The organism is Paucibacter sp. KCTC 42545 (assembly GCF_001477625.1).
GTDB lineage: Bacteria > Pseudomonadota > Gammaproteobacteria > Burkholderiales > Burkholderiaceae_C > Paucibacter_A.
In genome coordinates this window covers 3,001,109-3,012,296 of record NZ_CP013692.1, presented here as the reverse complement: position 1 = coordinate 3,012,296, position 11,188 = coordinate 3,001,109, and the positions used below count along the sequence as shown (strand labels likewise).

General features: G+C 62.1%; 11 protein-coding genes and 1 tRNA gene. 2 read left to right on the top strand and 10 right to left on the bottom strand.

What is annotated here, in order from left to right:
* Positions 1–233: 233 nt before the first annotated feature.
* The 5 genes from AT984_RS13080 to prfB all read right to left on the bottom strand — a co-directional run bounded on the left by AT984_RS13080 (position 234) and on the right by prfB (position 6,678).
* Positions 234–872, bottom strand: coding sequence for a hypothetical protein (locus AT984_RS13080; RefSeq protein WP_058720462.1), 639 nt, complete (start codon positions 870–872; stop codon positions 234–236).
* 775 nt (positions 873–1,647) lie between these two features.
* Positions 1,648–1,723 (bottom strand) — tRNA-Thr (locus AT984_RS13070).
* Between the two features lie 53 nt (positions 1,724–1,776).
* A complete protein-coding gene (locus tag AT984_RS13065) occupies positions 1,777–2,790 on the bottom strand; it encodes a class 1 fructose-bisphosphatase (protein ID WP_058720460.1) in 1,014 nt (337 codons plus the stop codon).
* A gap of 4 nt (positions 2,791–2,794) precedes the next feature.
* Positions 2,795–5,488, bottom strand: a complete 2,694-nt coding sequence (gene pepN / locus AT984_RS13060) for an aminopeptidase N (protein WP_058722311.1) — start codon at positions 5,486–5,488, stop codon at positions 2,795–2,797.
* A gap of 85 nt (positions 5,489–5,573) precedes the next feature.
* Positions 5,574–6,678, bottom strand: a protein-coding gene (gene prfB / locus AT984_RS13055; protein ID WP_156422024.1) for a peptide chain release factor 2 whose coding sequence is annotated in 2 segments (ribosomal slippage) — positions 5,574–6,596 and positions 6,598–6,678 — 1,104 coding nt in all. Because the reading frame shifts where the segments join, the coding sequence is not laid out codon by codon here.
* 164 nt (positions 6,679–6,842) lie between these two features.
* On the opposite strand from prfB, the gene AT984_RS13050 reads away from it, so the two are divergent.
* Entirely contained in the window at positions 6,843–7,157 is a 315-nt protein-coding gene (locus AT984_RS13050) for a DUF4212 domain-containing protein (protein WP_335338571.1), read from the top strand.
* Between the two features lie 4 nt (positions 7,158–7,161).
* Here AT984_RS13050 and AT984_RS13045 read toward each other — a convergent pair whose 3' ends face one another.
* Entirely contained in the window at positions 7,162–8,130 is a 969-nt protein-coding gene (locus tag AT984_RS13045) for an alpha/beta fold hydrolase (RefSeq protein WP_058720459.1), read from the bottom strand.
* Between the two features lie 109 nt (positions 8,131–8,239).
* On the opposite strand from AT984_RS13045, the gene AT984_RS13040 reads away from it, so the two are divergent.
* Positions 8,240–8,728, top strand: a complete 489-nt coding sequence (locus tag AT984_RS13040; RefSeq protein WP_058720458.1) for a GNAT family N-acetyltransferase — start codon at positions 8,240–8,242, stop codon at positions 8,726–8,728.
* A 48-nt stretch (positions 8,729–8,776) separates the two neighbouring features.
* Here AT984_RS13040 and AT984_RS13035 read toward each other — a convergent pair whose 3' ends face one another.
* From AT984_RS13035 to AT984_RS13020, 4 genes are all read right to left on the bottom strand, one after another.
* Positions 8,777–9,595, bottom strand: coding sequence for a DUF2987 domain-containing protein (locus tag AT984_RS13035; protein WP_058720457.1), 819 nt, complete (start codon positions 9,593–9,595; stop codon positions 8,777–8,779).
* 78 nt (positions 9,596–9,673) lie between these two features.
* A complete protein-coding gene (locus tag AT984_RS13030) occupies positions 9,674–10,351 on the bottom strand; it encodes a hypothetical protein (protein WP_156422022.1) in 678 nt (225 codons plus the stop codon).
* Positions 10,341–10,595 carry a helix-turn-helix domain-containing protein gene (locus tag AT984_RS13025; RefSeq protein WP_058720455.1) on the bottom strand — a complete coding sequence of 85 codons (255 nt, stop codon included), beginning with the start codon at positions 10,593–10,595 and terminating at the stop codon, positions 10,341–10,343. Before AT984_RS13025 ends, AT984_RS13030 begins: the two co-directional genes overlap by 11 nt.
* Positions 10,595–11,176 carry a DUF2975 domain-containing protein gene (locus tag AT984_RS13020; protein WP_197418075.1) on the bottom strand — a complete coding sequence of 194 codons (582 nt, stop codon included), beginning with the start codon at positions 11,174–11,176 and terminating at the stop codon, positions 10,595–10,597. Before AT984_RS13020 ends, AT984_RS13025 begins: the two co-directional genes overlap by 1 nt.
* Positions 11,177–11,188 lie beyond the last annotated feature (12 nt).

The window sequence follows — 11,188 nt, the reverse complement described above, 5'->3', positions numbered from 1 at the left end:
GGCCGCACTGCTCGTTTTAGCTCAAATCGAACTACCGAAAACATGGGCCTCCTGCTAGGACTGCGCGGCATAGGTGGATGCCGTCCCGTTAGCCGGATAGTATTCAAGCCTCACCCTCAAGGCCCGCAAGGCCCAGCGCTAGTTCTAACGCTAGAACTGCGGTCGGCAAGTCGAAGTAACTTTGACGAATTAATTATTCATCTTGCGGACAGGAGTTGTTGAATATTAAAAAATCAGTTCTTCTTGTGTAGCTGGCCCGAAAAACCGCAAGCTGCGCCATGAAAGAATGAGCAACCGTCTACTTCTTCCAAAATTACGGCGCCATTGGTAGTGAACTCGGCCTTCACTTTGCAAATGTCCTCCCCATCTCTTGCGGTGATATTTAGGATGTGCCCGACTCGAACTCCGACTCCTTCTGCAGACCCTGCACATCCCTCTGTTGCTGTGCTCATGGATACCCGATACTGATCGACTATCTGTCCTTGTTTGATTTTTAGCTCAACTTCACCCTCTCCCTTTCCGGTGTAGGAGCCAATATATTGATCGCTTTCGCCTTCGGATTTCTTGATTTCAATTCCGAGTTTATTTACGGTATGGACAGCGGCTTTGATGCCAATTTTATCGATCAGTGATGCTGCACCTCTTAACGCAACAAGGAAGTCTTTCCCGTCGGCGGTGCGTTGGGTGCTAAATTCCGTTTGCTTTGTTATGGCGGAACCGTCAATGAGGGTGATGGTCAAAAGACCTTCACATGAGAATTTCTGTGCTTTGTCGTCATAGCCGTTTGAAACGACCTGTGACCACGAAATTTTCATGGTATCGAGGAATTCTCTAAAGTAAGCCGCCCCGTTTCCTACCGTGCTGTTTGCCATATTCGGATGGGCATCAATTATTCCATCGACAATAATTCTCCTTGAGGTTTCGGCGGCTTCAGGACTGCTACACCCGGGGGGTTTGTTCGAGCATCCTGTCAGTGACATGATGCAAACAAGCGTTAGCGCCCAAATAGCATGTGAACTGCACTTCATTTAATTCCTCCCTTAGGCTCTAGTGGCCTGATGACATTGGTGCATTCTAGGAGTGCGTGAAAGCGGACGAAACAGACTCTGGGTCAAGTCTTAAATTTCAAGTCAAGAGCTGACCTCGAAGCATCCCATGTACAGGGAATGGGCCTCAAGTGGGTGCGATACGCCTACTCCCGCGAATGGGGGGCAAATGCCTGAGAAGCGGGCGATTGCCGCGCATAGAGCGCTGGGAAGATTCTCATGGCGTCGGTTGTTTGCTCTGTCGCGTCATAGTCGCTTAAGAGCTGCGAAGCGGAAGTTTGTTGGCGACTGCGCAGTACGGTCGAAGTAGTCAGATGGATGCGCCTCACCTTTTCGCACTGGGTCAATCCAGAGCAGTACCCCGCGAAGCAGATAGCAGGGCCGACTCCGTAGTCCTCCATTTGGGAAGCCGTGTACTTCGCGACGGTGCAAGTCCTCCGCTTCGGGAGGTCTCACGGTGTGGCCCTGCAAGGCTGTGGTTAGGCGATGACGTAGGCCAATACGAGCTGGAAAAGCCGTACTGGCGGCTACATGGTGGCTACATGATGCCCAGAAACAACAAAGCCAACCCTTGCGAGGTTGGCTAAGTGTTTGATTTTATTGGTGCCGGAGAGATGAATCGAACACCCGACCTTCTCATTACGAATGAGCTGCTCTACCGACTGAGCTACACCGGCATCAAGCCCAAAATTCTAGCAGAGAAATATTGGGCTTTTGTTTCGGCACTGGCTTATTTGCCGGCTTCCAGGTGATAGCGGGTGACCTGCTCGACTTCGTTCTTGGAGCCCAGAACGACGGACACGCGCTCATGCAGCTGGCTGGGTTGCAGGTCCAGAATGCGCTGGCGGGCGTTGGTGGCGGCGCCACCGGCTTGCTCAACCAAGAAGGCCATGGGGTTGGCTTCGTACATCAGGCGCAGCTTGCCGGCCTTGTTGGGCTCGCGCTTGTCCCAGGGGTACATGAAGACGCCGCCGCGGGTCAAGATGCGATGCACATCGGCCACCATGGAGGCGATCCAGCGCATATTGAAGTCCTTGCCGCGCACGCCGGTGCTGCCTTCCAGGCATTCGTCGATATAGCGCTTCATTGGGGCATCCCAGTGGCGCATATTCGACATATTGATGGCGAACTCTTTGGTGTCTTCGGGGATCTTGACGTCGCTCTCGGTCAAGACAAAAGAGCCTTGCTCGCGGTCCAGGGTGAACATCACCACGCCGTCGCCCACAGTCAGCACCAGGGTGGTTTGCGGGCCGTAGACGCAGTAGCCGGCAGCGGCTTGTTGATTGCCGGGTTGCAGGAAGTCGGCCTCGCAGACGCCGGCCGAGCCTTCGGGCTTTTTCAGCACCGAGAAGATGGTGCCGATGCTGACGTTGACGTCGATATTCGACGAGCCGTCCAGCGGGTCGAACATCAAGAGGTATTCGCCCTGCGGGAAGCGGTTGGGCACCACATAGATGCCTTCCATTTCCTCGGAGGCCATGGCCGCCAGGTGGCCGCCCCATTCATTGGCTTCGATCAGCACCTCGTTGGCGATGATGTCGAGCTTTTTCTGAACTTCGCCCTGCACGTTCTCGCTGCCGGCAGTGCCCAGCACCTCGCCCAGAGCGCCCTTGTTGACGCTGATGGCAATGCGCTTGCAGGCGCGTGCCACCACTTCAATCAACAAGCGCAGTTCTTGCGGGATGTGGCCATGCTGGCGCTGCTGTTCGATCAGGTATTGGGTCAGGCTGATGCGTCGGGTCATGATGTTAGGCCGTTGGAGTTTGATCGGGAGCCGAAGCCAGGGCGCGGGTAATGACTTCGCGCACATTGACCGACAAGTCGGCCTTGGCGGCCACGCGCTGGATGGCCAGCAGGGCGGCGCTGCGGTAAGGCTCGGCCAGCACATTCCAGCGGTCCATCACGCGGGCCAGGCGGCTGGCGATTTGTGGGTTGATGGCGTCCAGCGCCAAGACCTGTTCGGCCCAGAACACATAGCCCGCGGCATCAGCGCGGTGGAAAGCGGCTGGGTTGAACATGCACAGCGAGAAGATCAGGCTGCGTGCGCGGTTGGGGTTCTTCAGCGTGAAGTCGGGGTGCTGCAGCAGCTGGCGCACGCGGGCGAAGGTGCGGCCATCGCGCTCCGGGGTGCGGCCTTGCAGGGCGAACCACTTGTCGATCACCAGGGGGTCTTTGCTGAACAGCTCGTGGAAGCGGGCCAGCGCAGGCTCGGCCAGCTCGGCATGGGCGCCGACCAGGGCCGACAGGGCACCCAGGCGGTCGGTCATATTGCCGGCGTCCTTGAAGCGCTGGTAGGCGCGGCCGGGCCAGACGGTGTCTTGGCTCGCTTGCGCGTCAAGCACCAGCATGCTCAGGGCCAAATTGGCCAGGGCGCGCTTGCCGCTGGACACCGGGTCGGGCGTGTAGCCGCCCTTGATCTGGTTGGCTTCGAACGCGGCCACCCAGTCTTCGCGCAGGGCGGCGGCCAGTTGCACCTGGGCGGCGTCCACAGCGGCGTGGATGGCTTGCGGGTCCACCACGTCCAGCTGCTCGGCTACATAGGCTTCGCCGGGCAGCGTCAGGGTGATTTCCTTGAAGGCGGCGTCCAGCTCGGGGTGGCGCAGCACGGCGCGCACGGCGTCGAGGTAGGCTCTGTCCAATTGCAGAGGGGTGCCGCTGCGCACTGCCGCCAGGATGCGGTTCAGCGCCAGGCGTTGGCCGGCTTCCCAGCGGTTGAAGGCGTCCACATCGTGCTGCAGCAGCACCAGCAGTTCGGCGTCGCTCAGGCCATCGTCCAGCACCACCGGGGCGGAGAAACCGCGCAGCAGCGAAGGCACAGGGGCGCTGGCCACATTGACGAAAACGAAGGTTTGCTGCGCTTCTTCCAGCACCAGCACTTGCTCGTTCAGCACCTCGGCCGAGCCTTGCAGTTGCAGGGGCAAGACCTGACCCTCTTGGCTCAGCAGGCCCAGTGCCACCGGGATCACCTGGGGCAGCTTGTGCTCTTGGCCTGGGGTGGCGGGGTTGTGTTGCGTCAGCGTCAGGGTGTAGGTCTGCGCGGCAGCGTCATACACACCACGGGCTTGAAGGCGCGGCGTGCCGGCTTGCGAGTACCAGCGCTTGAAGGCGTCCAGGCGTGTGCTCAGGGCCGAGCCGGGGTTGGCGTCGGCAATCGCGGCCGCAAAGTCATCGCAGGTCACGGCCTGGCCGTCATGACGCTCGAAGTACAAGCTCATGCCCTTCTCGAAACCGGCGCGGCCGACCAGGGTCTGGTACATGCGCACGACTTCCGAGCCCTTGTCGTAGACCGTGGCGGTGTAGAAGTTGTTGATTTCGGAATAGCTGTCCGGGCGCACCGGGTGAGCCATGGCGCCCGAGTCCTCGGGGAACTGGGCGGCACGCAGCTGGCGCACATCGGCAATGCGGCAGACGGCGCGGGCGCTGGGGCTGCCGGCCATGTCCATGCTGAACTCTTGGTCGCGGAAGACGGTCAGGCCTTCCTTGAGCGAGAGCTGGAACCAGTCGCGGCAGGTGACGCGGTTGCCGGTCCAGTTGTGGAAGTATTCGTGCGCAACGATGGACTCGATGCGGTTGAAGTCGGTGTCGGTGGCGGTGGCGGCAGAAGCCAGCAGGGCCGAGGTGTTGAAGATGTTGAGACCCTTGTTCTCCATCGCGCCCATATTGAAGTCGGACACGCCGACGACCATGAAGCGTTCCAGATCCAGCGGCAGCTTGAAGCGCGCTTCGTCCCAGACGATGGAGGCGATCAGCGAGTTCATCGCGTGCTCGGTCTTCTCCAGGTCGCCGCGGCGCACAAACACCTGCAGCAGGTGGTCCTTGCCGGCGCGGGTGCGGATGCGCTGCTCGCGTGCCACCAAGTCGCCCGCCACCAGGGCGAACAAATAGCTGGGCTTGGGGAAGGGGTCATGCCATTTGGCGAAGTGACGCGTGGCGTCCAGATCGCCTGAGTCCAGCAAATTGCCATTGCTCAGCAGCACCGGATACTTGGCCTTGTCGGCGCGCAGCGTCACGGTGTAGACGGCCATCACATCGGGGCGGTCCAGGAAGTAGGTGATGCGGCGGAAGCCTTCGGCCTCGCACTGCGTGAAGAAGCTGCCACCCGAGGTGTAGAGGCCGTTGAGCGTGGTGTTCTTCTCGGGCGCGCAGGTGTTGCGCAGCTCCAGCGTGAAGTCAGCGTCGGGCGCGTTGTCGATGATCAGCTCATGGCCTTCCTGGCGGAAGGACACGCTCTCGCCGTTGATCAAGCAGCGCAGCAGGTTCAGCTCTTCGCCGTGCAGGCGGAGGGCGCCGTGGGCGACGGCCTGGTTGCGCTCGATCTGCATCTTGGCGGTGACCAGGGTCTTGGCCGGGTCCAGATCAAAGCTCAGGTCAACGGTGCGAATCCAGAACGCGGGGGCTTGATAGTCTTCGCGGCGAATCAGGGTGGCATTGCCTTCACGCATGGCGGGCATCCTCGGGGTGTGAAAAAAAGGCGGCGCCAGTGAGCGCCGCGTTGCTGGTGTTTGCAGGCGAGTGCGGCTTGTGGCCTCAGACGCCTTGCTTCAGGCTGGCAGAAATGAACGCATCCAAATCTCCGTCCAGCACCTTCTGCGTGGCCGAAGTTTCGTAGTTGGTACGCAAGTCCTTGATGCGGCTTTGGTCCAGCACATAGCTGCGAATTTGGTGACCCCAGCCCACATCGGTCTTGGTGTCTTCGAGCTTTTGCTGTTCTTCAGCGCGCTTGCGCATCTCGTGGTCGTACAGGCGCGAACGCAGGCGCTTCCAGGCCACATCGCGGTTGCTGTGCTGGCTACGGCCGTCTTGGCACTGCACCACGATGCCGGTCGGGATGTGCGTGAGGCGCACGGCCGAGTCGGTCTTGTTGATGTGCTGACCACCGGCGCCGGAGGCGCGGAAGGTGTCGGTGCGCACGTCGGCCGGGTTGATGTCGATCTCGATCGAGTCATCAATTTCCGGGTAGACGAAGAGCGAGGCAAAGCTGGTGTGGCGTCCACCCGAGCTGTCGAACGGGCTCTTGCGCACCAGGCGGTGCACGCCGGTTTCGGTGCGCAGCAGGCCGAAGGCGTACTCGCCTTCCACCTTGATGGTGGCGCTCTTGATGCCGGCCACATCGCCCGCGGTTTCGTCTTCCAGCGTGGCGGTGAAGCCCTTGCGCTCGCAGTACTTCAGGTACTGGCGCAGCAGCATGCTGGCCCAGTCGCAGGCCTCAGTGCCACCGGCGCCGGCTTGGATGTCGATGAAGCAGTTGCTGGGGTCGGCCGGGTTGTTGAACATGCGGCGGAATTCCAGCTGTTCAACGATCTCGTTGAGCTTGGCGGCGTCGCCCTCGATGGCTTCCAAGCCGTCGAAGTCTTGCTCTTCCTTGACCATCTCGTACAACTCGCTGCTGTCAGCGAGGTTGCTGGTCAGGTGGTCGATGGTGCTGACCACGTTCTCGAGCGTGCGCTTTTCCTTGCCCAGTTCCTGGGCGCGCTTGGGCTCGTTCCAGACGCTGGGGTTCTCCAGCGCGGCATTGACTTCGTTCAGTCGCAGTGCTTTGCGATCGTAGTCAAAGATACCCCCTTAGCGCGTCAGTACGCGCTGTCAGGTCGGCCAAGGTGGTGCCGATGGTGTTGATGCGTTCGATGTCCATGAGGGATCCTGTCAGAGCTAGTTTCGCGGCGGTCTTTTTCGGCTGGCTCGGGGCCCCGATGCAGGGCGGCCGCGCGCGCGAACAATTCAGCATTTTTACATGAGCGGCCCAGCTCAGGCAGCGGCTTGGCAAAGTGGCGCCAAACTGCGGCACACTGCAAGCCCATGGAAATGCCCGATTACGAGGATTTGAGCCGCCGCACGCAGCCCCGCGCTCGGCTGCTGCAGGCCTATTGGCGCCGCACTTGCCGGCTCACCGCGGTGCTCTTGCTGCTGTGGGCGCTGGCCAGCTTCGGGCTGATTTACTTTGCCCGCGACCTGTCCTTCAATTTCTTCGGCTGGCCTTTTGGCTTTTGGGTCGCCTCGCAAGGCGCCTTGATGGTGTTCTGCCTGATCGTGGCCTTTTACGCTTGGGCGATGGGGCGGCTGGATGCGCAGACGGCCGCGCTGCTGCAGGCCGAGGGCGCGGAGCGTCCTTAAGTTTTCATCGCAAGAAGTCTTCCAGCGCTTGCGCCAGGGCTTCGGGTTGGTCGTGGTGCAGCATATGGCCGGCCTCATCCAGAACCACGCGGCGCAGCTGTTTGACGACGGCAATGCGCTGCTCGAAATCGTCGCGGGGAAAACGATCACCGAACCAGCGCAGCACCTGGGTGTTCTTGCCTTCCACCCACAGCGTGGGCGCGGCGATGCGTTCCCAGCAGGCCACGACTTCGGCGCGGCGATACAGCGTTGGGTTGGTGAGCTTGTGGGCCGGGTCGCCCAGAATCTGCCATTCGCTGCCGCTTGCATTGCCCTGGGCGGTGCTGACTTCACGCGCCCAATGCGGCGCCAGCCATGCGGCTTTGTCGGCTGCCAGGCGCGGGTTGGTTTTCATCAGGCGGGCGGCCACCTCGGCCAAGCTGGCATAGGGCTTGAGTTGGGGCGGCGCCTGCAATTCGTCCAGCCACTGGATCAACCGATCCGGTGCCAATTCGGGCGCAGCATCGGGCAGGCCAAAACCTTCCAGATTGATCAGGCGGCGGATGCGCTGCGGGCGCACGCCGGCGTAAGCCATCACCACATTGCCGCCCATGCTGTGGCCCAGCAGATCCACCGCTTGATCGGGGCTGATGGCCTTGAGCAGGGCATCTAGATCGCCCAGGTAGTCGGGGAACCAGTAGCTGTCGGCGCCGCTGCAATCACTCAGGCCAAAGCCACGCCAGTCCATGGCCATCACCAGCCGGTCTTCGGCAAGCGCGTCGACCACGAACTGGAACGAAGCGCCCACATCCATCCAACCATGCAGCAGCACCAGCGGCGGGCGGTCGGGCGTGACCAGGCTGGCGTCGCCCCAGCTCAGCACATGATGGCGCAGGCCACGCAGGGTCAGGAACTGGCTTTGGTGCTGGCGGCGTGGGGTGTAGCTGGCAGCTGCTTGGGGGCGGGCGCTTGAGTGAGAAGTGGCTTCGGTCATGCCAGTGAATATAGGGGAGGCAAGGGCGCGCCGATGTCGGGCAGGCGACAAGGGCTCGCCGCCCGAAGGCTGCGGCCCGACAGCTGCGCCGGGCAGGCAGAATGCCCGCATGACTTCAACGCCACCCTACGCCATTCGCCCGGCCACGCCCGCCGATGTCCCGCAATTGGTCAGCTTGATCGAAGAGCTGGCCGAGTTCGAGAACCTCACGCATATGTTGGCGCTGAGCGCCGACAAGCTCCACCCGCATCTCTTCGGCGACAAGCCGGTGGTGGAGGCCTTGATCGGTGAGATCGATGGCGAGACAGTGGGCTTCGCGCTCTTCTTCACCAACTTCAGCACCTTCCTGGCCAAGCCTGGCCTGTATCTGGAAGACCTGTATGTGCGCCCCGCCCACCGTGGCTCGGGCCTGGGCAAAGGCATCTTGACCCGTTTGGCCCAGATCGCGCTGGAGCGTGACTACGGTCGCTTCGAGTGGAGCGTGCTGGATTGGAACGAAACCGCGATCCGCTTTTACGAGCGCATGGGCGCCACCTTGCTGCCCGACTGGCGCATCTGCCGCATCAGTGGCGAGGCGCTGGAAAAATTTCGCAGCTGAGGCGGCAAGCCCAGCAGAAGGCGGCGGGCTGCCTCGCCGCTCTGGCCTTCAGCGGCTCAGTTGCACCGACAACTTGCTGTTCGTTGGCGCCACCAACTTGGCTGCGTCGGGCCAGCGCTCCTGGCCGCTCAGCACGGTGCAGAAGGGGCGCGGATCGGGTTCGTTCTTGCCGTCCTTTTTGACCACAGGATTCTTGCTGGGGGGCAGGGCCTCCAGCGGCAGCGCCAAAGTTTGGCCGCCCTCCGGCCATTCCAGCTGCCAGCCGGCTTGCGGGCTGCAGATCTTCAGGCCCTCGATTTGCGGCATCAGCCAACGCAGGTAGAAGGGCAGCATCTCGGTGCGCAAGCTATGACCCACGCGCATGAGGCGGCGCACCAGCTTCATGTCCACCTCCTCGGGCTTGGCGTTGATCTCCAACAGCCCTTGAATGCGCATCGAGCCCTTGGGCTGGTTGCTGGCGACTTCGGCCTCCTTGGCCTGTGCTTGCGGCAGCAGCGGCAGCACGAAGGCGCCGTCGGGCGCGACGGGAATGGGGATGTAGCGGTCTTCGCTGCTCAAGGCCAGCTTGGGGTTGACCAGCGGTCTTTTATCGTCCTTGGGCAGCAGTTTGAAGTCCAGGCGCACCAGCCCTTCACCCACGGTTTGCAGCTGGGTGAGCACCCGGTTCAGCATCGCGTAGGGCAGCACGGCGGGGTCCTTTTGCATTTGAACCGTGACGGTGTCCAGCTGCGTCGGCGCCGAAGCGGCGGTGCTTGGCGTGGCGTCCTGAGCACTTGCTTGTGCACTCAGCAAGACCAAGCCGCCGAGGGCGAGCACCAGCTTGCGCAGGGCCGGAGTAGTGAACGATTCAAGCTGAGAAATCTTCATGGTGTGCGAGTGAGCCATTGGCAAGGTTGAACGGAGGGCGGACCAGGGCGGGGGAGGGAAAGGAGATGAATTCAGCGTCTATTTATCGCAAAGCTTGTTCAGGGCCGGGGTGGGGTTGATGCCTTGATTGAAGGGGTCCAATCGGGCGATACGGGGCTGTTCCATGTCGATGCAAAGCGAGCCTTGGCGCACCCGCCGCTTGCCGTCGCCGGTGATGGTTTCGACCCTGCTTGGGTCGCTGCCCAGGGCGGCCGCCATGCGTTCACCGAGGTCCGGGCGCTGGCTATTGCTGCGCGGGTCTTGGGTGGCGGCAAATGAGGGGCGCTTCGGGTCTTGGGCCGCCCGCGCCCGCTCTTGCGCGGTGCCGGGCAGTTGCAAATTGAGCGGGGCTTGCGTGGTTGCAGGGGCCGAGGCGGCTGCGGCAATTGAAGGGGCCGCGCTGGGTGTGATCAGGGTGATGCTCGTCGTGACGCGATCGTCCGGCTGGCTTGGCTTTGCAGGCTGCCGCTCGGCTTTGGCCACCTTGTTGTTAGGCGCCGAGCTGGCCTGCAGTTCGCTGCGCGGGTTTGATTTGGACTTGGCCTTGCCGGCGTTCAACCAGATGGGGATCAGCAAGGTTTGCTGACCCTGGCGACTGGACTGCACACTGGGTTTGGCCCGCAGCTGCTGAACCATCAGCCAGCCCAGGCCCAGATGCAGCAGGGCCAGCAGGCCCAGTAGCAGGGGGCGGCGCAAAGGCGTTGCCTTATTTGGCATCGCGCTCGCCGTCGCTTTGGCCGTCACTTGCTGGCTCGGGCCCCTCGACATAACTCAGCAAATCACCGGGCTGGCAATCCAGCGTCCGGCAGATCGCGGCCAGGGTGTCAAAGCGCACGCCGCGCACCTTGCCGGACTTCAGCAGCGACAAATTCGCCTCGGTAATGCCTACCGCCTCGGCCAACTCGCGTGAGCGCATCTTGCGCCGCGCCAGCATCACATCCAGGGTCACGATCACTGGCATCAGACGAACTCGGCGTTTTCTTGCGCCACGCGGGTGGCTTCAAACATCACCCGGGCGATGGCCCAGAAGATCAGGCCGAAAAACAGGCTGAAGCCATGCTCGAAGCCCAAGCCGAGGTTGAGCAAACGCTGGCCCGGCGGGTTGCCTATGGTCAGGGCCAGCACGGACAAGGTGTCCCCCAGCGGCGAGGCCAAGGTGTGCGCCACCAGGGCGAAGGCAAAACGCCGCAGGCGCAGCACCGGCTCGGTCGCAAAGACTTCGCCGCGTTGGAAACAGCTGAACAGCACCCAAACCTGCCACAGCGCAAACAGGCGCACGCCGCCCAAGAGCCAGCTGCTCAGCCAGCCCAGCAAGCGGGCGCCGCTGTCGAGTTGCAGCAGCGCGTCTGGCCGGTGCAGTTGCTGCCGGGCGGAGGACTCCACCCATTCCGGATTGGTCCAAAAAGCGATCGGCCCCAACAGAATCACCAAAGCGCCCAGCAGGCAAAACAGCTTGACCCCTTGGGCCAGGCGGCTCATCGACTTGGCGGCCTGGGCATCGCGAAAGCTGGCGCTGGGGAGGGCTTGGCCCGATCGGCTCATGGTGAGTTCTTC